This window comes from Natronoarchaeum mannanilyticum, from assembly GCF_039522665.1.
Classification (GTDB): Archaea; Halobacteriota; Halobacteria; order Halobacteriales; family Natronoarchaeaceae; genus Natronoarchaeum; species Natronoarchaeum mannanilyticum.
This window is the reverse complement of the sequence record NZ_BAAADV010000001.1, coordinates 982,808-1,004,991: the sequence shown is the minus strand read 5'-3', so window position 1 is coordinate 1,004,991 and position 22,184 is coordinate 982,808. Positions and strand designations below refer to the sequence as shown.

Below are 22,184 nucleotides of genomic sequence, written 5' to 3'. Positions count from 1 at the left end.
GTCGACACGCCGCTGCGATCCGGCGTCGGACCGCCGCCCCCGTCCGCTTCTACCGGCTGACTTACTGCGCGACGGCGCGTTGATCGGCGAGCACTCGTCCGTCGACTTTGACGACAACCCGAACAGTCTCGCCCTCGTCGATACCGTCGGGATCGTTCGTGCCGGCGACGCGCAGTGACGCCGTCTCGCCGGCCACCCAGTCGCCGTGCCAGCCCGAGTTGAACGGCCCGTTCGGTCCCGGATCGAACCCCCGTACCGAAAAGAACGGAACCGGTGGCTGGCGGTCGAGGTTCTCGCCGTCGATCTCGACGCGCAGCGAGACGGCGTCCGGATCGAGCGCGTCCCCGCCGCCGTGAGTCACGCCGATCCGGTCCGCGTCGGCGTCGGCGTCGACCTCCAGCGTCGCCGCGGGCGGCGGATCGTCGGCGTCGACCGCCGCCAGACCGCCCGCGACGACGGCCGCGAGCGCGACGCTGAGGAGCACGAGTAGGGCGACGCCGACGAGCGGGGCCACTCCGCGATCGGTCACGACCGGCGCTCGCCGCGCCATCGACTATCAACCTGTCGAGCGAACGGTCGGACGACGGACCGGCGTCGCGTCGAGACGCCTTTCAGCCCGACAGCGCCCGCACCGTCACGGTCGCGTTTTCGGCGGCGCCGGGCGCCGACACCGTCACCGTCACGTCGCCCTCGGGGGCGAGCAACCACGCGACGCCGTCGTCGCCGGTTCGGGCCGTGTGCCCGTCGCCGATCGTCACCGTGGCGTCGATCGGATCACCGCCGTCGTCGGTGACGTTGACCCAGAGCGGGCCGCCGTTGGGGACGCGGTTCGCGCCCACGGTGAACTCGCTGTCCGACGGTCGCACGGTGGCCGTCTGGTCGAGCGCCGCGAGGTCGAGCGTGTGATACTCGAGGAACACGCCTTTCGTGGAACTGTCGAGGAAGATGCGGCTGGAGCCCGCGGGGTGGTTGTTCACGGTCTCGCGGGTCGTCGTCCCGTACGTTCGCGAGGACGGCTCCCGCTCGTTGGGCGCAAGCGAGTAGAGCCAGGGGTAGTGACTGCCGGCGGTCTCGAGGACCTCCTCGCGGCTCTGGAACTGCTCGGTGCCGTCGGGATCGTACTGGTCGGTCTGGATCCCCTCGCGAAGGTACTGATCGCCCTCGATCTTCGAGAGAACGGCGGTGTTCTCGGACGTCTCGACGTAGATGCGCTCCCCGACTGGGCCGCCGGCCGTCGTCGCGGCGACGAGGTCGTTCCTGATCGGCGTGTCGAACCGCGACATCGCGTACCGCAGGTTGCGCGTACTGATCTCCACGTCGGCGTCGCGGTCCGCGAGCCGGTCGAGGTGGTCGAGCCGCCGTTCGACGGCGGACGCGTCGGCGGATATCTTGGCGAGCTCCCGGAGGAACGCCTCCGTCGACCGCTCGCCCGCGGCGTGCTCGGCGATGGCCTCTCGCTCCCGTTCGACGAGCCGGTCGTGTCGCCGCTCCATGTCCGCCAGCGCCTCGTCGAGCACGGCCTGTCGCTCGGCGCTCGTATCGCCCGCTTCGAAGCGGTTCTCGTACCGCGCCTCGGTCAGCTCCGCGCGGAGGTCGCGGTCCGCCATTCCCAGCGTGCTACCGATGCTCCGGGCTGTCTCGCCGGCTACGCCCCTCGACGACTGGCCGTCGTGGGTGATCCACGAGATGGGTCCGGCCGACTCGGTGAGCGAGGTCGCGTCGACGGCCGGCGCAGCGACCTCGTGCTCGATCGAGGGGGTGGCCCCGTCGGCGCTCGCAGGGTCGACGCCGCCGGCGGGTGTCGCGGCGACCACCGGCGACACGAGGAGGAGGAGGGCGACGACGACCGTCGCGGGGATGCGTGTCATTACCGGCGACGTAGGACGTTCTTATACAAAAGTTCGCTGCCTCCGGCGCTTGCCCGAACGCTCGATCTCCCGTTTGCGCACCCGTCAGAACCGGTGTGTCGAGCGTACCGCGACGAGACGAGCGTCCGCGAGACGATTTATAACCCGATCTGACGTTTTATCACGATGAAAAGCATTTTCTTCCCCCAGTCAGGATGGATGGGTATGCGGGTTCGCGCCGCCCTCCTGACAGTCCCGCTGTTGTTCGCCCTCCTCGTCGCCCCGGCCGCCGGAACGGCCTTCCTACCGGCGGGTGCGGCCGACGGTCCGTCCGCCCAGTCCGCGGCGCCGACGCTACAGAGCGACGGCGCCAACGAGTCGGACGTGCGCCAGGTGTTCCGGATCAACCTCACGGCGGACGGCGACGCGCGCTGGACCGTCACCACGCGAATCCACGACCTCGACACCGAGGACGACCGGCAGGCGTTCCGCGACCTGGCCGCGGAGTACGAGGCCGGCGAGACGGACGCCGGTTACTCCGCGGCGACGTTCGAGCCGTTCGCCGCCAACGCCTCGGAGTCGACCGGCCGAGAGATGACGATCCGCAACGAGAGCCGCTCGACCCGCCTGGACAACGGGACGGGCTACCTGTCTTTCTCGTTCACCTGGACCAACTTCGCGCGCGTCGACGGCGACCGCGTCGCGCTCGGGGACGCGTTCCTGACGCCGTCCGGGACGTGGCTGTCCGATCTCGAAGCCGGGCAACGACTCATGATCACCGCGCCGAACGGCTACGCCTACGAGTCCTGGAACTTCGGCACCTCGCCGGACGGCGGCGTCAAGGGAGGTACCGCGACCTGGACCGGACCGGCGACGTTCGAACCCGGCGGCATCGAGGCGACGTACGTCGCCACGGGCGGGTCCGAGGAGCCGCCCGGATCGCCGGGCGAGCAGCCGAGCGACTCGCCGTTCGACGGGCTCGCGCTGCTCGGCGTCGGTCTCGTCGCGATCGTCGGCGGGCTGGCGCTGGGGGGGTACGTCCTCAGGGAACGCGACGACGCCGCATCCCGGATTGCCGCGGCGATCCCCGGCGTCGGTGACGATCCGGCTACCGGCGAGGACGAGTCTCTCACCGCTCGGCTGACGTCGTCAGGCGAACCGGCGGCCGACGAGGCGGCATCCGGCGACCGCGAGGCCGGGACGACGACCGATGCTGATGGCGCCAGTACGGACGACGACGAAGCGGCGTCGAGCGACGGCGCCGACGGCGAGGCTGCCGGCGTTGCGGGCGCCGCCGCGAACGCGTCGGACGCGGACGACGGTGCCGCCGATAGCGGCGACGAGATCGACCCCGAACTGCTCAGCGACGAGGAGCGCGTCGAGCGACTCCTCCGGGAGAACGGCGGTCGGATGAAGCAGGCCTCGATCGTCACGGAAACGGGCTGGTCGAACGCGAAGGTGTCCCAGCTGCTGTCGTCGATGGACGAAGAGGGCCGGGTCGACAAGCTCCGGATCGGTCGGGAGAACCTGATCAGCCTGCCGGACGAGGACGTGACCGAGGTCGAGTGAGCGCTCGGTTTAGTAGCGCCGATTCTGGCCTCCAACTGTGCCGGACGCCGAGGGCGTGCTCGCGACTGCCGCTCGGCGGCGTCGAGACAACGCCGGACGACGTATCTCAAGTTTCAAAACCATTTAGCGGCTGGTCCGTGCAACGTACAATGATGAAGGTTCTGGTCACGGTCAAGGAAGTGGCGCGGGTCGCGGACGACTTCGAGATCGAGGGCACCGAAGTCGGCGAGCAGTACCGCGAGTACGACCTCAACGAGTGGGACGACTACGCGATCGAGGCGGCCGTCCAGCTCGCCGAGGCCGGCGAGGACGTCGAGGTCGTCACCGCGACGATCGGGCCCGAACGCAGCGAGGAGACGATCCGGATGGCGTTGGCGAAAGGCGCCGACCGCGCGATCCGGGTCTGGGACGACGCGCTGGAGGACGTAGAGACGCTCGACGTCGGCGCCAAGGCCGAGATCCTGGCGGGCGTCGTCGAAGCCGAGGAGCCCGACCTCGTGCTGTCGGGCGTCCAGGCGGAGGACGACGCCTTCGGCGGCACCGGCGTCGCGCTCGCCGAGCGCGTCGGCTACGGCTGGGCCGCGGTCGTCAACGATCTCGACCTCGAACCGGGCGGCGACGTCGCGTCGGTGCGCCGCGAGCTGGAGGGCGGCGTCGAGGAGCTGACCGACGTCGAGCTGCCCGCGGTGCTGACGATCCAGACGGGGATCAACGAGCCCCGGTACGCGAGCCTGCGGGGCATCCGCCAGGCCCAGTCGAAGGAGCTCGACGTGCAGACGCTCGCCGATCTGGGGATCGACGCCGCGGCGGCCGACAGCCGGATCGACGTGACCGAGATGTTCGTCCCCGAGACCGAAAGCGACGCCGAGCTGTTCGAGGGCGACGCCGGCGAGAGCGCGGCGAAGTTAGCCGGCGTTCTCCGCGACAAGGGGGTGAGCGCGGAATGAGCGACGTGCTCGCCGTCGCGGAGCACCGCCGCGGCGACCTTCGGGACGTCAGCCTCGAACTGCTCACCGCGGGTCGCGAACTCGCCGACCAGACCGGCGGCGACCTCCACGCCGCGGTGATCGGCGGCGCGGTCGACGAGTTCGCCGAGAAGCTCGACCGCGAGGGCGTCGACCGCGTCCTCGCCGTCGACGAGGGCGAGGAGTTCAACCACGACGTCTCCCTCCAGTCGGTCGAGCAGCTCGCCGCCGCCGTCGATCCGGCAGTGGTGCTCACGCCCAACAGCGTCAACGGGCTCGACTACGCGCCGGCGCTGGCCGAGTCGCTCGACCTGCCCTACGTCTCCGACGCGGTCGAGCTCTCGATCGACGGCGACGAGCTCACCGCCGAGCGCGAGATGTACGGCTCGAAGGTCGCTACCACCTGTTCGGTCGACGCGAGCGACGGCGTCGTCGCGACGATCCGCAGCGGCGAGTGGCCGACCGCCGAGGGCACCGGCGACGCCGAAATCGAGTCGTTTGACGTCGAGATCGACGACTCGCGCGTGTTCTCGTCGGTCCGGGGCTTCGAGGAGGTCGGCGGCGGCGACGTCGACATCAGCGAGGCCGACGTGCTGGTCTCGGTCGGCCGCGGGATCGAGGAGGAGGAGAACATCGACCTGATCCGGGATCTCGCGGACGCGCTGGACGCGACGCTGTCGGCCTCGCGGCCGATCGTCGACAACGGCTGGCTCCCCAAGAACCGGCAGGTCGGCCAGTCGGGCAAGGTCGTCACGCCCGACGTCTACATCGCCATCGGCATCTCCGGCGCCGTCCAGCACGTCGCCGGCATGAAAGGGTCCGATACGATCGTCGCGATCAACACCGACCCGAACGCGCCGATCTTCGACATCGCCGACTACGGCATCGTCGACGACCTGTTCGACGTAGTGCCGGCGCTGATCGAGGAGTTCGAGGGGTAGAACTGCGAGCGACCGGCGGGAGCGAGCAGTCTTTTTGTCCGAGCTTTTTCGAGGAGAGGTGCCGGAGCGTAGCGACGGCACCCGACGAGAAAAAGGTCGTCGCGCGACCTGTTCGACGTGGTGCCGGCGCTGATCGAGGAGTTCGAGGGGTAGAAGTATCCGCCCCGGTTCGCGACACCCACCCGTCAGCCGTCGATCGAGATTTCTCCGTCGCCGTCGACTCGCACCTCGTGGCCGCAGTACTCGAACGCGATCGTCCCCTCAGAGTTCATCGACTCGGTCACGGCGTCCAACGCCTCCGGATCGATAGCGTCGTACAGCGGCGGCGTCAGTTCGGTCGCCGCTTCGCCTTCCGCATCCGATATCGCGTCGACTACCTTTTCGGCGACGGTTCGGGCAGACTCGTCACTGAGGGCTGTGCTGCTCATCGCCGTGAGATACGCGATCCGCGGGTAAATAACTGTCGGAGATAATACATATACGGGGTTCGACCGAGAGCGCCGGATACATTTCCGCCGCGACGGGATTCTCCGGACGAATTGCGGTTCCATCGGGAGCCCCGGCGAGATTGCCGCTGGCGGCCCCAGCGGCTACTCCGGATCGTCGCCGAATCCGCCGAGCGGCTGGGCCGCCTCTTCACGGAGCACCTCGGTGCGCGTGATCTCGAGGCCTTGCTCGTCGAGTGCGTCGAGTCGGCGCTCGATCTCCTCCTGACTCGCGGCGACCAGTTCGATCAGCACGTTCTCCTCGTCGGTCGCGAGCCGGCGGACGCAGGTCACGCCGTCGACCGCGAGCGTGTCCTCGACCGAGAACTCGTCGTCGATCGCGGTGCCGAAGAGAATCATGTGCGGGTCGAACCCGGCCTGCCGGTAGTCGATCATCGGCGCGTACCCATCGACGACGCCGTCTTCTTCGAGATCGTTGATCCTGGCTGCGACCGTACTCGACGCCAACCCGACCTGGTCGGCGATCTCTTCGGTCGTGACGTTCCGCGCATCGTCGGCCAGCGCGCGGAGGATCTTTCGGTCGAGTTCGTCGAGGTTCTCCGGAGGCATCCGATAGTGATCGTACGGGTGCCGGGAAAATAGCCGTTTGGTCTGGATGCGTCGCACCTCTGGGTCCGGGTTTTCGTCCGAGAGGGCTCCGTCCGTCAGTCGCTACTCGGACGCTCGACCGTCTCGGAGACCGAGATGATCGCCGAGAACTCCGCCGGGCTCCCCGTCACCTCGACGACCCCTTCGGCGGGATCGTACTCGACGAACTCGGCGTCGGACGCCTTCGGGAGGTGCTTGTGTTCCAGTTCGATCTCGACGCCTCGGTACTCGTCCTCGGGCAGGTCGAGGGCGTCGGGATCGTCCTCCCACTCGGCGATCCGCTCGGCGAGTTCGTCGACCGGGACCGGCTCCTCGCTCTGTTCGAGATAATACAGGGCGTACCGGCGTCGTTCCTCGCTAAGGAGGTCGAAAATCCTGCTCAGGGATGCCATCGTTCCGAGTAACGCGACGGTACGGAAAGAGGGTTTTTGCGAGGTGACGGCGGACCGGTGGCCATCCGTTCGAGGGATCGTGCCGCTTCCGGGCCGGCTACGAGCGTCGGTGGCGGGCTGGGCCGCCGGACGCCGAAGCTAAATCGGTGTGATCGCCCGGGGTTTCCGCCCGCTCTGGCTCCCCTTACTTCGAGAGCGGCGCGTAACGGCGCCTTACCGGCCGCCGATCACGTCGGCGTCAGCCGGTCCGCCGGCGTCGAACTCCTCGACGAGGGCGTCCAGGCGCTCGGGGTCGCGGTGGCCCGGCAGCGTCTCCTCGGCGGTCCGGCAGGGCGCATCGACGCCGAGGACGTCTGCGACGTGATCGGCGGCGGCTTCGGCCATCAGTCGGTGCGTGGTGAGCTTCCCGCCGACGACGCTGGTGAACCCGTCGACGCCGTCGCGGTCGGCGTGATCGACGACGAAGAAGCCCCGCGAGATGCCGCGCTCGCCCTCAAGTTCAGCTTCCTCCGGGCCGTACAGCGGTCGGACGCCCCAGTACGTTCTGGTCCGCGACGCGTCGGCCACCGGCGGGAGCATCGCGGCGCACTCCTCGATCGTCTGCTCGATCTCCCAGTCGGCCTGCTCGTAGTCGTCCGGATCGTCGACGGCGACGCTGGTCGTTCCGAGGACCGCCTCGTTCTCGTGAGGCACCACGATGTCGCCGTCCGACGGCGGCCGGCAGCGGTTCACTACCGGGCCCAGTCCGGGGTAGTCGACGCCGACCATCACGCCCCGCGTCGGCTTCATGTCGAGGTCGACGCCGGCCATCGAGCCGAGCTGGTCCGCCCAGGCGCCCGTCGCGTTGACGACGTGGTCGGCCCGTATCTCGCCGACCTCGTGGTCGAGTTCGGCGCCGACGACCGCCTCGTCTCTCGGCCGCTGGCCGCTCGACTGGTTCGAGGGCCGTCGGCCCTCGCTATCCTCCACGAGTAGGTCGATAACCGGAGCGTCGGGAAGTACCGTCGCGCCGTGTTCGCGCGCGCCGGCGGCCGTCGCGGCGACGAGCCGCGAGGGGTAGATCACGCCGTCGGGCACCGACAGCGCCCGCTCGACGTCGTCGGCGAGGTCGGGCACCGTCTCTCGGGCTTCCTCGGGCGTGAGTTCCTCGGCCGGAATGCCGTGCTCGCGGCAGGCGTCGCGCTTTTCGTCGAAGTAGTCGGGATCGTCTTCGGACAGTTGGACGAACAGGCCACCGGAGTCGTCGATGCAACGGCCCGCGATCTCGCGGAGAATCTCGTTCTCGGCGATGCACTCGCGGGCACCGGTCGCGTCGGCCTCGGCGTACCGCGCGCCGCTGTGCAGCAGCCCGTGCGAGCGGCCGGTCGTCCCCGATCCCAGGCCGCCGCGATCGACCAGCGTCACGTCGACGCCGCGCATCGCCAGATCCCGCGCGATCCCCGTGCCGGTGCCCCCGCCGCCCACGATCAGAACGTCAGTTCGGTCCATCGACGGATCTAGGGGCCGAATCGACTTCAGGAACCGGGTAGCGGCGTCGAGTCGCCGCCGTGTCGGCGCCGCGCCGGCGTACGTCGTCGAGCATCGCGACCGCAACGCCGTCGACCGACGGGGACGATCACGGGGTGCCGTCGCTGCGATCGATCGTCCGTCGAGATGCGCTGCTACGGCGCGCCGTCCGTCGATCGGAATCGGGAGACGCGTCGCTCGTCAGTAGCACTGAAAGAAATGGTGTCTGTAAAAGTCGCGGTAAAGCGACCGATTAGTACCGAATTACAGCCGGGTGAGGTTCGTCGCGCGCGGACCCTTGGGGGCCTGCTCGATGCTGAATTCGACTTCCTGTCCCTCTTCGAGGTCCTCGCCGCCGACGTCCTCCATGTGGAAAAACACGTCGTCGTCTTCCTCGTCCGTCTCGATGAAACCGTAGCCGCCAGTGTCGTTGAAGAAATCAACGTTTCCTTTCGCCATTACACCCTAACAGAAGCCCGCACCACGGATAATGGTTCCGATACGTTCCCCAGATGGGAAAATTTCTGGACGGGTGGTTTGGTATTAGATGCTGAGAGCTACGCTTGTCTATGCGCGGTCGCAATATGAGCACCGTGGTGGCGGATGCGGACGGAGAAACTCGCCTTTCCGCCGAATCGGAAGTTCGAAGCGGCGATCACAGCAGCCCGTCATCGGCGTCCAGCTCGGTGACGACGATCGTCCCGTCGACCGAGAACGCGACCGTCCCCTCCCCGTCGACGGTCACCGCCGCGTCCGTGACGCGCACGCCGGACTCGACCTGCACGTCGATCCTGAGTACCACAGTTCTCCCGGTCGGGGGTAACGCACTCGGCGAGCAAGTAGCTACGTACGCGGCGCTACGCCGTCGAGCAGGAACCGTGCCGCGTCGGGAAACCGCCGCGCCCAGGCGTCCTCGTGGTGGACGGCCCCGTCTTCGAGGACGAACTCGAGTTCCTCCTCTCCGTACCCCAGCTCTTCGAGCAGGTCGACCATCCGGCGGGCCTCCTCGCGGTAGCGCGCCGAGAGGTCGGGACTGTCGGGCATCTCGTCCCCGCCGACGTCGAGGTAGAGTCGACCGGGAACGCGGGACTGGTCGGCGACGTACTCGAAGATCTGTCCCTCCGTCCACCAGAACGCGGGGCTCATCACGCCGGCGAACCCGTACAGGTCGGGGTACTCGAAGTAGCCGTAGAGGCTGACGAGCCCGCCCAGCGAGGAGCCGGCGAGGCCGCGGTGTTCGCGGCCCGCCTTCGTCCGGAACGACGCCTCGACGGCGGGGACGACCTGCTCGGCGAGAAAGGCGAGGTACTCGTCGGCCCGGCCGCCCGGCAGGTCGTCGTCCTCGAAGGGGCCGTCCTCGGCACCCCGTCCCTCGGGCTGGACGGGGCTGTACTCGGTGCCCCGGTCGTCGTCCGCGTTCGGGATCCCGACGACGATCGCCTCCAGCCCCTCGTCGGCGAGCTCCTCCATGGTTTCGTCGACCCGCCACTCGCCCGAGTGGCTCGTCCGGTCGTCGAACAGGTTCTGGCCGTCGTGCATGTACACCACGGGATACTCGCGGTCCGACGTTTCGTAGGACGGCGGCAGGTACGCGAGGAGCTGTGTCTCCCGGTCGAGGCGCTCGGAGTACAGTTGCTCCGAGACGCGCACGTCGCCCGTGACGGTAGGGTCGTCGGAGAGGTCGTACTCGCGCCAGTCGAGGCTGTCGGTCATTGGTCGTACGGTTTCGATCGCAGGAGAGAATCCGTTTCGGTTTCGCTCCGGGGCGGCCGGTTAGTTTCGGTCGGCCTCGTCGATCTCCTCGACGGCCCGCAGGTACTCCCGGAGCAGATCCGGGAACTCCCGCCCGCGGAGGTATCGCAGCCCGAAGTCCTCGGTCCAGGCGATGATCCCCCGATCTTCGGTGACGACGCCGGCGTCGAGCTCCCGACCGAGCACGAGCAGGTCGAAATCCTCCCGTGAGTCTAACACGCCCCGCCGGAGCGCGCTCCGGTACTTGTCCCGCAGATCCGAGACGATCTGGTCGGCGTCGGTCATGTGCTCGTGGTCCTCGATCGGCTCGTCGGACGCCGACTCCGCGCGCCGGACCGCGTCCTCGGCGACCCGGAGCCCGCGGTCGACGCGGTCGCTCATCTCGTCGACGAAGCGGTAGACGACGTTCGCGGGGATCGACACCTCGTAGCGGTCGGGGTGCTTGCGGATCACCCAGGTGTTGAGCTTCGAGAACACCTCGTCGTCGACGTCGCGGTCCGCGAGCATCGTCGTCAGCTCGTCGTGGATCGTCGGCGGCACGTAACAGGAGATGCCGAGTCGGAGTCGCGCCTCCGCGATCAGGTCGAGCAGGTCGAGCAGCGCCTCCTGCAGCGACTCGTCGTCGTCCCGGATCTCGTCGGTCAGAAACATCGACGTGTCGAGGACGAACCGCTGCTTGAACGGATCGCCGGGCATACCTACACGTTGGTGGGCGACCGGCAAATAGGTGCGTCACAATTCGCCACGGGCGACTATTGTGGCCGGCGCCGTACTCACGCCGGGGGAGAGATCGTGGAGTACCACAGGAAGCTCGGCCTCTCGGAGGACGCGTTCGAGGGCGTGATAGAGCACGCCGAGCGGGCGAGCTACGACGGCACCGAGTACCGCCACGTCCCGGACTACCGGCGCGGCGTCGAGCGCGGGACGGTCCTGTTCGACGGCGAGGTCGTCCGCGGGTTCCCCAAGGTGCCCCGGACGCTCGTGCTCGCCGAGGGCGTCCCGCGGCAGTTCGACAGCCCCGTCGCCGTCGAGGAGAAACTGGACGGGTACAACGTCCGCGTCGCCCGGATCGACGGCGACGTGCTGGCGTTCTCGCGGGGCGGGCTGGTCTGTCCGTACACGACGTGGTTCGTCGAGCGCGAACTCGACCTCGATCCGCTGTTCGACGACTACCCCGACGCCGCGGTCTGCGGCGAGATGGTCGGTCCCGAGAACCCCTACACGGCCCACGATTACCCGGACGTCGACTCGCTGGCGTTCCGCGCGTTCGACTGGCGCGACCGCGAGTCCGGCGAGCCCCTGGACGTCCGCGAGCGCCGCGAGCGCTACGGCGAGTACGGCGTCCCCCAGACCCGGCTGTTTGGCGTCTACGATCCCGACGACGCGGCAGCGGACCTGCGAGAGATCGTCGACGAGCTCGACGCCGACGACCGGGAGGGCGTGGTGATGAAGTCGCTCGACGGCGCGACCCAGCTCAAGTACACCACGTCGGCGGCCAACCGCGGCGACCTCGCGTACGCCTTCTCGCTGCCGTTCGACTACGGGCAGGCGTTCATGTTCCGCCGGCTCATCCGCGAGGCGTTCCAGTCGATCGAGTGGGACGAGTCGCCCGAAGCCGCCCGCGAGCGCGCTCGAGCGGTGGGCGAGGCGATCGTCCTGTCGATGACCGAGTCCATCGAGCGGGTCGCGGACGGCGAGGCCGTCGGCGAGCGCCACACGGTGCGGGGCGATCCCGACGCCATCGACGCCCTGCTCGACCACTTCGAAGAGCAGGGGCTGACGATCGACGTGGAGGCCGACGATCGGGCGGACGGCGAGCGCGTCGTCACGTTTTGCAAGCGCGTCCAGTCGACCAACGACAAGATCCGCGGCTACCTCGACGGGCAGATCGTCCGGGAGTGATCGCCTCGGTCGCGTCGGCTTCGGCGGGATCACCGCGCGCCGATCCCTCGAAAAACCGTCGGCGTCCGAATCTTTTTACCCGCCCGTTCCCTATAAGGGGTAGAACTGTTCATGAACGGAAACACGCCGTACGCAGGGTCTCCCGGCACCACGCAGGCGGGCAAGCGCGCCACCGCCGATCTCCCCGAACTCACGGGCGAGCAGAAGCGCGCGCTCCGCCGGGACGTCTCGCGGATCGCCGACCAGACCCGCGCGTACCTCCCCGACGAGTACGTCGTCGACTCCGACGTGAGCCAGGCCGCCGGCGGCCCCCGCGCGACCGTCGCCGTGCAGCCGCCGGTCGGGCACCCCGTCAGCGCCGGCTTCTCGCCCGAGAACGAGGATCTGGAGTCCGACTCGCTGATCGACGACGAGGACCGCAGCGAGGTCGCTCGCGGACTCGCCGCCAGCGCCGCCCTGCAGGTCAAGCAGGCCGTGCAGGACGACGTGATGCCGACCGCGCGATAGCTACCGGAGTCTCGTTTCTGTCGACCGTCGTTTGACGCCGAGCGGCGGCGTCAGGCCGCCGTCGAACGCTGAGCAGCGGCGTCAGGCCGCCGTGCAGTGCTGTCGCTTCCGAGGAATCGAACCGCGATAGCGAGAAGTCGCCCGTCCGGCTCGTCGTCTACTTCCCCCAGAAGGGGTCGCGCCGCCGGTGTTTGTCCAGGTACATCTGGAGCGCGTCGCGCTCGTCCGGCGGGATGTCGTCGACGAGTTCCTGTTCGAGGATCTTGGCGTGTTTCTCGTGGAGTTCGGTCCAGAGCTCGTCGCCCTCCTCGATCTGGCGCCCGACGGTGGGGCCATCGATGGCGATACTGACGCGGTCGCCCTTGCGGGCCTCGTCGACGTCGTCGCCGTCCTTCTGGATGCCCTTGAGCTGGCCGATGCGCTCGGGCTCCTTGCCCTCGAAGTCCACGACGTTGGTGTTGTTCTGGAGGGTGCCCGCGAGGATCTCGACGCCGACGACCGCCGGGTCGTTCTGGCGGAACGTGTGATCGGGGAGGATCTGGAACCGGCTCGGGCGCGTGATGTTCTCGAGGACGGCTTCCTGCTGGGCCTGCTCGCGCTCCTCGACGAACTCCTCGTACTCCTCGATCAGTCGGTAGATCACGTCGCTCTGGAAGATCCGGACGTCGTCGCTCTCGGCCTGCTTGCGAGCGTCCGAGAGTACGTCGACGTTAAAGGCGAGGATCGCCTCGTGGAGCGAGTCCTCGGCGGTGCTGGCGACAGAGACGTCGCGGGGCGCGACGTCGCCGACCTCCGCGCGGACGATCGGGATCTCGGCCTCGCCCAGGGCGTTGGCCATCGCTTCGAGGCTGCCGAGCGTGTCGGCCTTGACGACCAGGCCCTGCTCTTCGGCGTCGACGGCGATGTCGGCCAGTTCGGCCTGGACCTCCTCGACGACCTCGTCGATCTCGCGGTCGCGGACCACGCGGACGGGGGCGCCCGACATCGCCCGGTCGAGGTCGGGCGCGGCGATCTTGATCCCCGAGGCCGCCTTGAGCCGATCGACCTTCTCGAAGCGGCTCTCGGTGCGGATCTCGGCGAGCGGGCGGGGTTTCAGCAGCGCGCGGACGTCGGTGACGATCGGGTCGCCGGAGCTGCCGACGACGATGGTGTCGTCCTCCTCGACGACGCCGTCGTACAGCACGACGTCGATCGTCGATCCGAAGCCCTTCTCCTCTTTGACCTCGAGGACTGTGCCGACGCCCGGCCCCGAGACGTCGATCGCCATCTCCTCTTTCATGTAGCGCTGGGAGAGGCCCATCATCACCGTTAGCAGGTCCGGCACGCCCTCGCCGGTCATCGCCGAGACGGGGACGACGCCGACGTTGTTCTGGAAGTCCTGAACGCGCCAGTACATGTCCGCCGAGAACCCCTTGTCCGAGAGCTGGCCGATGATCTCGTAGAGCTTCTCGTCGACGTCCCCGCGCACGCGGTCGCTCTGGCGCTCGAGGGATTTCTGGATCGGCGCGTTCTCCTCGGCGTTCCAGCCCGGTACGGTGTCGACCTTGTTCGCGGCGACGATGAAGGGCGTCTGGGACTGCGCGAGGATCTCGATGGCCTCCTCGGTCTGGGGCTGGAACCCGTCGTTGACGTCGACGACGAGGATCGCGATGTCCGCGAGCGCGCCGCCCCGCGAGCGCAGCGTCGTGAATGAGTGGTGCCCCGGCGTGTCGATGAAGAGCAGGCCGGGCAGGTCGAAGTCGTCGGGGTCGACCAGATCGCCGGCGATCCCGGAGATGACGTCCAGCGGGACGGCGGTGGCGCCGATGTGCTGGGTGATCGCCCCGGCCTCGCCCTCGATCACCGCCGAGCCCCGGACCTTGTCGAGCAGGCTGGTCTTGCCGTGGTCGACGTGACCGAGGACGGCGACGATCGGCGTTCTGAGGGAGGATGCCGCGGATTCGGGAGGTTCGGTGTCCGACATGGTAACCACCAGAGAAGGTTGTTGTGTGGAACTTTGCGGCGCGGCATTTAGTTCCATCGTCACGCCCCGCCCTTCGTCAGGCGGTGACGCACCGAACGCGGCGGTTTCGCCGCCCTCGCGCCGCGGTCGCCGGAGTGCTCGTCCCCTCCGTTCGAAATCCTTTTACGCGCTTCGGGGGCAACCTAGAGACAACTGAGTACACATGGACGTCGAAATCATCGACGAGGACGAGAACCCGATGTTGCACCGCACCGACGTGACCTTCCGCATCACCCACGACGACGCCACGCCCGAGCGCCTCTCGGTCCGCGACAGCCTCGCGGCGAAGCTCAACAAGGACGCCGGCGAGGTCGTCGTCCGCAGCCTCGACACGAAGTTCGGGATGCGCAAGACGATCGGCCAGGCGAAGGTCTACGAGACCTCCGACCACGCCAAGGACGTCGAGCAGGACTTCATGCTCGAGCGCAACAAGATCACCGCCGGCGAGGACGCCGACGCCGAAGAGGCGGAGGAGGCCTAATATGCCCCGACACGAGCTCTACGACGACGACGGCACGACCGACCGCGAGCAGTGCCCGCGCTGTGGCGACTCGTTCCTCGCGGACCACGGCGACCGCCTGCACTGCGGCAAGTGCGGGTACACCGAGTGGGAATAGCGGCTCCTAGCTTCCCACAATGCGCATTCTCGGGATAGAAGGAACGGCCTGGGCAGCCAGTGCCGCAGTCTACGATTCCGAGTCCGACGACGTTTTTATCGAGACCGACGCCTACCAGCCCGAGAGCGGCGGCATCGACCCGAGCGAGGCCGCCGAGCACATGCGGGACGCGATTCCCCGCGTGATCGACGCCGCGCTCGCGGAGGCCGCCGATCGCGCGGCTGACCACGAGCCGATCGTCGATGCGGTCGCGTTTTCGCGGGGCCCCGGCCTCGGTCCGTGCCTGCGGATCGTCGGCACAGCGGCCCGCTCGCTGGCGATGACGCTCGACGTGCCGCTCGTCGGCGTCAACCACATGGTCGCCCACCTGGAGATCGGTCGCCACCAGTCCGGATTCGACTCGCCGGTCTGCCTGAACGCCAGCGGCGCCAACGCCCACGTGCTGGGCTTCCACGACGGCCGCTACCGCGTGCTCGGCGAGACGATGGACACCGGCGTCGGCAACTCCCTGGATAAGTTCACCCGTCACGTCGGCTGGTCCCACCCCGGCGGCCCGAAGGTCGAGGACGCCGCGAAAGACGGCGAGTACACCGACCTGCCGTACGTCGTCAAGGGGATGGACTTCTCCTTCTCGGGGATCATGAGCGCCGCCAAGCAGGCGTACGACCGGGGCGTGCCGGTCGAGGACGTCTGCTACTCGCTCCAGGAGACGATCTTCGCGATGCTGACCGAGGTCGCCGAGCGCGCGCTCTCGCTGACCGGCAGCGACGAGCTCGTGCTCGGCGGCGGCGTCGCGCAGAACGAGCGCCTGCGGGAAATGCTCGACGCGATGTGCGAGCAGCGCGGCGCGGACTTCTTCGCGCCCGAGCCGCGATTCCTGCGGGACAACGCCGGGATGATCGCGGTGCTGGGCGCGACGATGTACGAAGCCGGCGACACCATCGAGATCGAGGACTCGCGGATCGACTCGGACTTCCGGCCCGATCAGGTGCCCGTGACGTGGCGCGAGGGCGAGAGCGTCGCTCGCGTGCCGACGAGCGACGGTGCCGTCGGCGACGAACTGCGCGGCGCCGAAGCCACGGTCACAATCGAGGCCGATCGGGTCGTCAAGCGTCGGGTGCCCAAGCGCTACCGCCACCCCGACCTCGACGAGCGCCTGCGCCGCCAGCGCACGACGCTGGAGGCGCGGCTCACCAGCGAAGCGCGACGCCACGGCGTCCCGACGCCGCTGGTGCGCGACGTCGATCCGCGGGAGGCCACCATCGTCTTCGAGCGCGTGGGCGACGCCGACCTGCAGGCCGACCTGACCGCCGACCGGGCGCGGGCGGTCGGGCGTCACCTCGCGGCGCTTCACGGCGCCGGGATGGTCCACGGCGACCCGACGACCCGGAACGTCCGGGTCGATCTGGAGGGCGGTGCGGAGGGTCGGCCCGACCGGCCGAGCGGCGACGCCGATCGCGTCTACCTCATCGATTTCGGGCTCGGGTTCTACACCGACGCCGTCGAGGACTACGCGATGGACCTGCACGTGTTCGCCCAGAGCCTCGACGGCACCGCCGAGGACCCCGCCGCGATGCGGGCGGCTGTCGAGGACGGCTACGCCGACGTCGGCGACGACGCCGTGATCGAGCAGCTGCGCGAGATCGAGTCCCGCGGGCGCTACCAGTAGATCGCGGCCGAGCACCGCCGCACCCTTCGCGAGTTAGCGGAACAAAACGCCACGTACAGCGACCCAATCGGGCAGTACCCACAACCGGCGGCGTTATCACTTTTCGTTCGCTACTCGCTACAATGGCCTCGGACGACGACCAGATCGACATCCTCCTGATCGAGCCGAACGCCGCCGACACCCGCCTGTTCACGGAGCAGTTCAAGGACGCCAAACTCACCAACAACCTCCACGCCGTCTCCGACGGCGAGGCCGCGCTCGAGTTCGTCCGCCAGCGCGGCGACTACTCTGAGACGCCTCGGCCCGATCTCGTACTGCTCGAACCGAACCTGCCCGGAAAGAGCGGCAGAGACGTGCTCTCCGAACTGAACGGCGATCCGGAACTGAGCGAGATCCCCGTCGTGGTGCTGACGAGTTCGGACGCCGAAGAGGAGATCGTCAAATCACACGGGCTCGACGCCGATCACTTCATCCGCAAGCCGGTCGAGACCGAGGAGTTCATCGACTTCGTGCGGACGATCGAGGACTTCTGGCTCGCGATCGTCCAGAAGTCGGCGGCCGGCGACTGAGCGAACGGGTCGCGAGTCCCCGATCGAATTACGGGTCGTCGACTCGCGCTACCGCCCGCGCCGGCGCGCCGTCGGCGTCCGGAATCGGCAGGGGATAGGCACACAGTTCGAAGCGCTCGGGCGGCGCCCCGAGACCTGTGAGATTTTCCACGAGGACGCGATCGTTCCCGAGCAGCGCGCGGTGGGCGGGGAACCCCTCCGCTTCGTCCGTTCGTTCCGCAGTCGACTCCTGTCGCGGCGTCGGATCGACGTTCGGCGTATCGACGCCGACGTGAAATCCCCGCTCCGCGAGCCACGCCGCGGCATCCGGCGAGAGGTACGGATGATCGAGGTAGCGATCGGTTCCCCAGTGCTCGCTCCAGCCGGTCCGGACGACCAGCAGATCGGCGTCGGTCGGCGCCGCCGCGACCGCGTCGCGGTTGATCGGCTCGCGGGCGGCGGCGTCGGTGCAGTCGATCCGGGCGGCGTCGAACGCGAACGTCGCGAGGTCGAACTCGTCGAGGTCGCGGCCGTCCGGGAGGATGTGGCTCGGCGCGTCGACGTGCGTGCCGCCGTGGCTGCCCAGCGCGAGTTCGCTGACGCGGTAGCCGTCGCGTTCGTGGGTGGCGTGTGGCGTCACGGACACCGCCGGATCGCCGGGGTAGACCGTTCCCTCGCCGTCGAGGGGCTGGGAGAGATCGTACGTCGTCACTGGAGCGGCGTACGGCGGCCGGCGTGCTAAGCGTTCGGACGGCGCCGCGAGAACGGGACCGCGAACTGCGGTTTAGTCGTGGGGATGCCAGCGTTCGAGCGCCGTCTCGACGGCCTCGTTCCGACCGATCACCGTGAGGTGGTCGCCGTACTCCAGCGTGAACTCGGGGTCGGGAATGTGGCTGTCGCCGTTCCGACTCACCAGCGCGATGATGGCGCCGTTGGGGATCTCGTCGTCGAGATCGTCGATCGTCTGGCCCGTCAGATCCTCCGCGGTCACTTCGATCTCCTGGACGTCGCCGCTGCGACCGAGTTCTGTCATCCAGTTCGACAGCGCGGGTCGCTCGATCCGGTTGTCGATCGCCCACGCGGTCGCCAGCGACGAGGAGACGGTCTCGACGCCGAGATCCTCGAACGCGTCGACGTTCGTCGGTTCGTTGACGCGGGCGATCACCCGGTCGACGCCGAACTTCGACTCGGCGAGCTGGGCGATCAGCAGGTTGGCGTCGTCGTTGCCGGTCGCGGCGATGACCGATTTGGCGTGGTCGGCGCCGGCGTCCGCGAGGACCTCCGAGTTGGTCCCGTCGCCCTGGTGGACGGTGTACCCGAGTTCGCGGGCGTTTTCGATGCTCTCCTTCCTGTCGTCGACGATGACGACGTTCTCTCCGCGATCTTCGAGGCGCTCGGCGAGCGCGAGGCCCACGCGACCGCCTCCGACGATGAGTACGCGCATTGGTAGTACGTCAAGTGCTTCCGCGATCCGCCTGGCGAGGCCGCCCTGGAAGACGACCGTCAGCAGGATTGTCAGGAAAACTGTGCCCAGCAGCAGGTCGGCCTCCGCGGCGTACACCGGGTTGTTGGTGTCGGCCGCCAGCGTCTGCAGTTCGAGCGCGAACAGGGTCGCGACCGACGCCGGGATGATCCCGCGCGGCCCGACCAGCCCCACGAACAGCCGCTCGTTCCTGGTGAACCGATCGCCCGCGGTCGAGATCCACGCCAGCGCCGGGCGGATCACCAGCCCGACGAGGACGACCACCACCAGCCCGCGCCAGCCGACCTCCGCGAGCGTGGAGAACTCGATCTGGGCGGCCAGCGCGATGAACACGAACGACAGCACGATCAGCGTCATGTCGCCCTTGAACTCCTCGATCTGCTCCTCGTAGGGAACGTCGGCGTTGCCCAGCAGGATGCCGGCCGTCGCCGCGGCGGCGACGCCGGCCTCCTTGGCGATGGTGTTGGCCGCGGCGTAGGCGACGATCGCGCCCGCCAGCGTCAGTAAGCGGGCGCTCTGGGGGGCGCTCCCTCGCGAGAGGTCGACGTGCTCGAAGAGGTACCACAGCACGAGCGCGACGACGCCGCCGACGATCAGCCCGGCGCCCAGCCGCTCGAAGAACAGCGAGAGGAACTGGACGTTCTCCAGGCGCTCGGCGGTGACGCCCTTGAACACGACGATCGCGAGGATCGCCGCCGTCACGTCGTTGACGATCCCCTCGACCTCCATGGCGGCGGCCACTCGATCCCGGACGGGGACGACTTCGAGGATCGGCGTGATGACGGTCGGCCCGGTCGCGACCAGCAGGGCGCCGATGAGCAGCGAGATGTCCCACGCGGCGTCAAGCAGGAAGTGGACGGCGGCGCTGGTGGCCAGAAAGGCGATCGCGGCGCCGATCGTGACCAGTTTGAGCGCCGCGTTCGGCGCCGTCCGGACCTTGTCGAGCTTGAGGTGGAAGGCCCCCTCGAACACGATGATCGCGACGCTGATGCCGACGATCGCCGAGAGCGTGTCGGGCGCGAAGTGGATGACGTCGAACCCCTCCGGCCCCATGGCGACGCCCGCCAGGATCAGAAACAGCACGCTGGGCACCTGGAACCGGTCGGCGATCACCTGCGCCCCGATGCCGACGGCGATGATCGCGGCGACGACGATGACGACGTTCGACTGGCCGCCGGCCTCCTGTAGCGGGACCAGCGTCCCGATCACCGCCGATCACCGCCGCTCCGGGGCGTCAGGATCGACTCGTAGCTGTTGATGCGGCCCACACGGGTAGCAAGGAGAGCCACTCTCAAACCGGTTTCCCATTCGACAGTCGATTCCGGGACCGACAGCCGGCGGAGCGATACGGCCGCGGGATCACTCCGCGGGCGCGGGTTCGGAGTCGGACTCCTCCGCGCTCTCGTAGATGTCTTCGACCTGCTCGTCGAACCGCTCCAGAATGTTTCGGCGCTTCTTTTTCATCGTGGGCGTCATGAGGTCGTTGTCCTCGGTGAACTCCTGGCCGACCAGCCGGAACTGCTTGATCCGCTCGTGGGCCTCGAACTGCTCGTTGATCTTGTCGACCTCCCGCTGGATGCGCTCGCGGACGCGCTCGTCGTCGATCAGCTGGTCGGTCGCGGGCAGGTCGAACCCCTCGCGGTCGGCCCACTTGCGCAGCCCCTCGACGTTCGGGACGATCAGCGCGCCGACGAACTTGCGGCCGTCGCCGACGACGAGACACTGCTCGACGACCTCGCTGGAGGCGAAGGCGTCCTCGATCGGCGCCGGCGCGACGTTCTTGCCCGTCGACAGCACGAGGATCTGCTTGACGCGCTCGCGGAACACCAGATAGTCGTCGGGGCGCTGCTGGACGATGTCGCCGGTGCGGAACCAGCGCTCGCCGTCGATTTCGGTAAAGGCCGCCTCGGTCTTGTCGGGCTTGTTCCAGTACCCCGCGGTGACGTTCGGCCCCTTGACGAGCAGCTCGCCGACCTCGCCGATCGCGTCGGTGAACTCCCCCTCCGGCACGACCGACGTGTCGATCCGCACGTCGACGCCGGGCAGCGGCGGGCCGATCGTCCCGACCTTGACGTCCTCCGGCGGGTTCGTCGAGACGACGGGCGCGGTCTCGGTGAGTCCGTACCCCTCGTAGATCGGCAGGCCCATCCCGTGGTAGAGCTGGCACAGCTCCGGCGAGAGCGTCCCGCCGCCGCTGTTCATCAGCTCCAGCTGGCCGCCCAGCGCGTCGCGGACGTCCGAGAACACCAGCCTGTCGGCGACTTTTATCTTGAGCTTCAGCCCGAGGCCGGGACGCTCCTCGCGCTGGTAGGCCTGGCTGACGTCGGTCGCCCACTCGAAGATCCGGGCCTTGAGATCCGACTCCTGGGCCTGCTCGCGGATCGCGTCGTACATCTTCTCGTACACGCGCGGGACGCTCGTCGCCGCGGTCGGCCGGATCGCCTGGAAGTCGTCGCGCAGCGTGTCCGGGCTCTCGGCGTACGCGACGCTCGCGCCGACCGCGAACATCAGGAAGTGACCGACTGTGCGCTCGTACACGTGCGCCAGCGGGAGATACGAGACCGCTCGGGTCTCGTGGTCGATCGAGGGCAGCGAGGCGTCCCGATCCGGGCGGGGAGCGACCCGCCGGTAGATCTGGGTGACGTTCGCCCGCAGGTTCCGGTGGGTGAGCTCGACGCCTTTGGGCTGGCCGGTCGTCCCCGACGTGTAGATCAGCGTCGCCAGATCCGCCAGCTCTCGCTCGTCGAGCCACGACTCGTAGGCGTCGGCGTCGAACCGGTCGGCGCCCCGCTCGTACACCTCGGCGAGCGTGTACACGCCCTCTTCCTCGCGGTACTCGGGGTCGAGCTCGTCCATCGAGACCGCGAACTCGACGTCGAGATCGTCGGCCACTCGCAGCACGCGTTCGAGGTGGTCCTGGGATTCGACGACGACGCCGGTCGCGCCCGGATCGTCGAGCAGGTACTCGACCTGGTCGGCCGAGGAGCCCTCGTAGATCGTCGTGACGACGCCGCCCGCCGCCAGCAGCGCGAAGTCGGACTGGGCCCACTCCATGCGCGTGTCGGCGAAGATGCCGATGCGATCGCCGGCCTCGACGCCCAGATCGCGAAAGCCCGCCGCGAGATTCCGGACCACGTCGCGCATCTCGTCGTAGGAGATGGCGGCGTACTCGCCGTCGGGCGCCGGGTCGACCGCGACGCCGGCGAGCGACCGGTCGTAGATGCCGCCCTTGTACTGCTGGGCCGTCCGGTCGCTGTGGCGATCCGCGGCCGCCTCGAACGTCCGCGGGAGCGTGGTCAGTTCCGTTACCTCGTCCTCGTACTCCCGTTCCGCGTCACGCCAGCTCATACCTTGCGTGTCAGTCTCACTCTATAATAATAAATCAGTGGG

At 68.5% G+C, this 22,184-nt stretch carries 23 protein-coding genes; 9 read left to right on the top strand and 14 right to left on the bottom strand.

The genetic code is table 11. The annotated features are described in order from the left end of the window. Positions 1-61 precede the first annotated feature (61 nt). Both ABDZ81_RS05270 and ABDZ81_RS05265 read right to left on the bottom strand, forming a co-directional pair. Positions 62-529: a type IV pilin domain-containing protein gene (locus tag ABDZ81_RS05270; protein WP_343772838.1), complete on the bottom strand. Its 468-nt coding sequence runs from the start codon at positions 527-529 to the stop codon at positions 62-64. 82 nt (positions 530-611) lie between these two features. Beyond that, positions 612-1,868 (bottom strand): DUF7096 domain-containing protein, encoded by a 1,257-nt coding sequence (locus ABDZ81_RS05265; RefSeq protein ID WP_343772837.1) that lies wholly within the window; start codon positions 1,866-1,868, stop codon positions 612-614. A 204-nt stretch (positions 1,869-2,072) separates the two neighbouring features. Here ABDZ81_RS05265 and ABDZ81_RS05260 point away from each other — a divergent pair, with 204 nt between their 5' ends. The 3 genes from ABDZ81_RS05260 (at position 2,073) to ABDZ81_RS05250 (ending at position 5,322) form a co-directional block, all read left to right on the top strand. Beyond that, the gene (locus ABDZ81_RS05260; RefSeq protein WP_343772836.1) at positions 2,073-3,416 is read left to right on the top strand and encodes a helix-turn-helix transcriptional regulator; all 1,344 of its coding nucleotides are present in this window, start codon (positions 2,073-2,075) and stop codon (positions 3,414-3,416) included. 152 nt (positions 3,417-3,568) lie between these two features. Then, the gene (locus ABDZ81_RS05255) at positions 3,569-4,363 is read left to right on the top strand and encodes an electron transfer flavoprotein subunit beta/FixA family protein (RefSeq protein WP_343772835.1); all 795 of its coding nucleotides are present in this window, start codon (positions 3,569-3,571) and stop codon (positions 4,361-4,363) included. Next, the gene (locus ABDZ81_RS05250) at positions 4,360-5,322 is read left to right on the top strand and encodes an electron transfer flavoprotein subunit alpha/FixB family protein (RefSeq protein WP_343772834.1); all 963 of its coding nucleotides are present in this window, start codon (positions 4,360-4,362) and stop codon (positions 5,320-5,322) included. The genes ABDZ81_RS05255 and ABDZ81_RS05250 overlap by 4 nt, the downstream gene beginning before the upstream one ends. A gap of 185 nt (positions 5,323-5,507) precedes the next feature. Here ABDZ81_RS05250 and ABDZ81_RS05245 read toward each other — a convergent pair whose 3' ends face one another. The 8 genes from ABDZ81_RS05245 to ABDZ81_RS05210 form a co-directional block, all read right to left on the bottom strand. Next, entirely contained in the window at positions 5,508-5,750 is a 243-nt protein-coding gene (locus ABDZ81_RS05245; RefSeq protein WP_343772833.1) for a HalOD1 output domain-containing protein, read from the bottom strand. Positions 5,751-5,912: 162 nt separating this feature from the next. Continuing rightward, positions 5,913-6,377 carry an Lrp/AsnC family transcriptional regulator gene (locus tag ABDZ81_RS05240; RefSeq protein WP_343772832.1) on the bottom strand — a complete coding sequence of 155 codons (465 nt, stop codon included), beginning with the start codon at positions 6,375-6,377 and terminating at the stop codon, positions 5,913-5,915. Positions 6,378-6,472: 95 nt separating this feature from the next. After that, entirely contained in the window at positions 6,473-6,808 is a 336-nt protein-coding gene (locus ABDZ81_RS05235) for a DUF7344 domain-containing protein (RefSeq protein ID WP_343772831.1), read from the bottom strand. A 213-nt stretch (positions 6,809-7,021) separates the two neighbouring features. Next, positions 7,022-8,296, bottom strand: a complete 1,275-nt coding sequence (locus tag ABDZ81_RS05230) for an FAD-dependent oxidoreductase (RefSeq protein ID WP_343772830.1) — start codon at positions 8,294-8,296, stop codon at positions 7,022-7,024. Positions 8,297-8,578: 282 nt separating this feature from the next. Further along, positions 8,579-8,773, bottom strand: coding sequence for a cold-shock protein (locus ABDZ81_RS05225; protein WP_256391695.1), 195 nt, complete (start codon positions 8,771-8,773; stop codon positions 8,579-8,581). 196 nt (positions 8,774-8,969) lie between these two features. Beyond that, positions 8,970-9,116, bottom strand: coding sequence for a hypothetical protein (locus ABDZ81_RS05220; RefSeq protein ID WP_343772828.1), 147 nt, complete (start codon positions 9,114-9,116; stop codon positions 8,970-8,972). 41 nt (positions 9,117-9,157) lie between these two features. Beyond that, the gene (locus ABDZ81_RS05215) at positions 9,158-10,027 is read right to left on the bottom strand and encodes an alpha/beta hydrolase (protein WP_343772827.1); all 870 of its coding nucleotides are present in this window, start codon (positions 10,025-10,027) and stop codon (positions 9,158-9,160) included. Between the two features lie 60 nt (positions 10,028-10,087). After that, positions 10,088-10,762, bottom strand: a complete 675-nt coding sequence (locus tag ABDZ81_RS05210) for an RNA ligase partner protein (protein ID WP_343772826.1) — start codon at positions 10,760-10,762, stop codon at positions 10,088-10,090. Positions 10,763-10,858: 96 nt separating this feature from the next. Here ABDZ81_RS05210 and ABDZ81_RS05205 point away from each other — a divergent pair, with 96 nt between their 5' ends. Next, on the top strand, positions 10,859-11,968 hold the full coding sequence (locus ABDZ81_RS05205) for an RNA ligase (RefSeq protein ID WP_377074825.1): 1,110 nt from the start codon (positions 10,859-10,861) through the stop codon (positions 11,966-11,968). 111 nt (positions 11,969-12,079) lie between these two features. Continuing rightward, positions 12,080-12,475 (top strand): DUF5811 family protein, encoded by a 396-nt coding sequence (locus ABDZ81_RS05200; RefSeq protein WP_343772825.1) that lies wholly within the window; start codon positions 12,080-12,082, stop codon positions 12,473-12,475. A gap of 157 nt (positions 12,476-12,632) precedes the next feature. On the opposite strand, the gene infB is transcribed toward ABDZ81_RS05200, so the two are convergent. After that, positions 12,633-14,438 (bottom strand): translation initiation factor IF-2, encoded by a 1,806-nt coding sequence (gene infB / locus ABDZ81_RS05195; protein ID WP_343772824.1) that lies wholly within the window; start codon positions 14,436-14,438, stop codon positions 12,633-12,635. A gap of 202 nt (positions 14,439-14,640) precedes the next feature. Here infB and ABDZ81_RS05190 point away from each other — a divergent pair, with 202 nt between their 5' ends. The 4 genes from ABDZ81_RS05190 to ABDZ81_RS05175 all read left to right on the top strand — a co-directional run bounded on the left by ABDZ81_RS05190 (position 14,641) and on the right by ABDZ81_RS05175 (position 17,332). Next, a complete protein-coding gene (locus ABDZ81_RS05190; RefSeq protein WP_343772823.1) occupies positions 14,641-14,958 on the top strand; it encodes a 30S ribosomal protein S24e in 318 nt (105 codons plus the stop codon). Position 14,959: 1 nt separating this feature from the next. Then, positions 14,960-15,094 carry a 30S ribosomal protein S27ae gene (locus ABDZ81_RS05185; RefSeq protein WP_097009620.1) on the top strand — a complete coding sequence of 45 codons (135 nt, stop codon included), beginning with the start codon at positions 14,960-14,962 and terminating at the stop codon, positions 15,092-15,094. A gap of 19 nt (positions 15,095-15,113) precedes the next feature. After that, complete coding sequence (locus ABDZ81_RS05180) at positions 15,114-16,763, top strand: bifunctional N(6)-L-threonylcarbamoyladenine synthase/serine/threonine protein kinase (protein WP_343772822.1); 1,650 nt, start codon at positions 15,114-15,116, stop codon at positions 16,761-16,763. Positions 16,764-16,885: 122 nt separating this feature from the next. Beyond that, the gene (locus ABDZ81_RS05175; protein WP_343772821.1) at positions 16,886-17,332 is read left to right on the top strand and encodes a response regulator; all 447 of its coding nucleotides are present in this window, start codon (positions 16,886-16,888) and stop codon (positions 17,330-17,332) included. A 28-nt stretch (positions 17,333-17,360) separates the two neighbouring features. Here ABDZ81_RS05175 and ABDZ81_RS05170 read toward each other — a convergent pair whose 3' ends face one another. The 3 genes from ABDZ81_RS05170 to ABDZ81_RS05160 all read right to left on the bottom strand — a co-directional run bounded on the left by ABDZ81_RS05170 (position 17,361) and on the right by ABDZ81_RS05160 (position 22,142). Continuing rightward, on the bottom strand, positions 17,361-18,023 hold the full coding sequence (locus tag ABDZ81_RS05170) for a cyclase family protein (protein WP_343772819.1): 663 nt from the start codon (positions 18,021-18,023) through the stop codon (positions 17,361-17,363). Between the two features lie 72 nt (positions 18,024-18,095). Beyond that, the gene (locus ABDZ81_RS05165) at positions 18,096-20,003 is read right to left on the bottom strand and encodes a cation:proton antiporter (protein WP_343772818.1); all 1,908 of its coding nucleotides are present in this window, start codon (positions 20,001-20,003) and stop codon (positions 18,096-18,098) included. 150 nt (positions 20,004-20,153) lie between these two features. After that, on the bottom strand, positions 20,154-22,142 hold the full coding sequence (locus ABDZ81_RS05160; RefSeq protein ID WP_343772817.1) for an AMP-dependent synthetase/ligase: 1,989 nt from the start codon (positions 22,140-22,142) through the stop codon (positions 20,154-20,156). Between the last annotated feature and the right edge of the window lie 42 nt (positions 22,143-22,184).

Bases quoted from the DNA above. Each gene is read 5' to 3' on its own strand.
- ABDZ81_RS05265 (WP_343772837.1), bottom strand. From the start codon at position 1,868: ATGACACGCATCCCCGCGACGGTCGTCGTCGCCCTCCTCCTCCTCGTG.
- ABDZ81_RS05260 (WP_343772836.1), top strand. From the start codon at position 2,073: ATGCGGGTTCGCGCCGCCCTCCTGACAGTCCCGCTGTTGTTCGCCCTC.
- ABDZ81_RS05255 (WP_343772835.1), top strand. From the start codon at position 3,569: ATGAAGGTTCTGGTCACGGTCAAGGAAGTGGCGCGGGTCGCGGACGAC.
- ABDZ81_RS05250 (WP_343772834.1), top strand. From the start codon at position 4,360: ATGAGCGACGTGCTCGCCGTCGCGGAGCACCGCCGCGGCGACCTTCGG.
- ABDZ81_RS05245 (WP_343772833.1), bottom strand. From the start codon at position 5,750: ATGAGCAGCACAGCCCTCAGTGACGAGTCTGCCCGAACCGTCGCCGAA.
- ABDZ81_RS05240 (WP_343772832.1), bottom strand. From the start codon at position 6,377: ATGCCTCCGGAGAACCTCGACGAACTCGACCGAAAGATCCTCCGCGCG.
- ABDZ81_RS05235 (WP_343772831.1), bottom strand. From the start codon at position 6,808: ATGGCATCCCTGAGCAGGATTTTCGACCTCCTTAGCGAGGAACGACGC.
- ABDZ81_RS05230 (WP_343772830.1), bottom strand. From the start codon at position 8,296: ATGGACCGAACTGACGTTCTGATCGTGGGCGGCGGGGGCACCGGCACG.
- ABDZ81_RS05225 (WP_256391695.1), bottom strand. From the start codon at position 8,773: ATGGCGAAAGGAAACGTTGATTTCTTCAACGACACTGGCGGCTACGGT.
- ABDZ81_RS05215 (WP_343772827.1), bottom strand. From the start codon at position 10,027: ATGACCGACAGCCTCGACTGGCGCGAGTACGACCTCTCCGACGACCCT.
- ABDZ81_RS05210 (WP_343772826.1), bottom strand. From the start codon at position 10,762: ATGCCCGGCGATCCGTTCAAGCAGCGGTTCGTCCTCGACACGTCGATG.
- ABDZ81_RS05200 (WP_343772825.1), top strand. From the start codon at position 12,080: ATGAACGGAAACACGCCGTACGCAGGGTCTCCCGGCACCACGCAGGCG.
- infB (WP_343772824.1), bottom strand. From the start codon at position 14,438: ATGTCGGACACCGAACCTCCCGAATCCGCGGCATCCTCCCTCAGAACG.
- ABDZ81_RS05190 (WP_343772823.1), top strand. From the start codon at position 14,641: ATGGACGTCGAAATCATCGACGAGGACGAGAACCCGATGTTGCACCGC.
- ABDZ81_RS05185 (WP_097009620.1), top strand. From the start codon at position 14,960: ATGCCCCGACACGAGCTCTACGACGACGACGGCACGACCGACCGCGAG.
- ABDZ81_RS05180 (WP_343772822.1), top strand. From the start codon at position 15,114: ATGCGCATTCTCGGGATAGAAGGAACGGCCTGGGCAGCCAGTGCCGCA.
- ABDZ81_RS05175 (WP_343772821.1), top strand. From the start codon at position 16,886: ATGGCCTCGGACGACGACCAGATCGACATCCTCCTGATCGAGCCGAAC.
- ABDZ81_RS05160 (WP_343772817.1), bottom strand. From the start codon at position 22,142: ATGAGCTGGCGTGACGCGGAACGGGAGTACGAGGACGAGGTAACGGAA.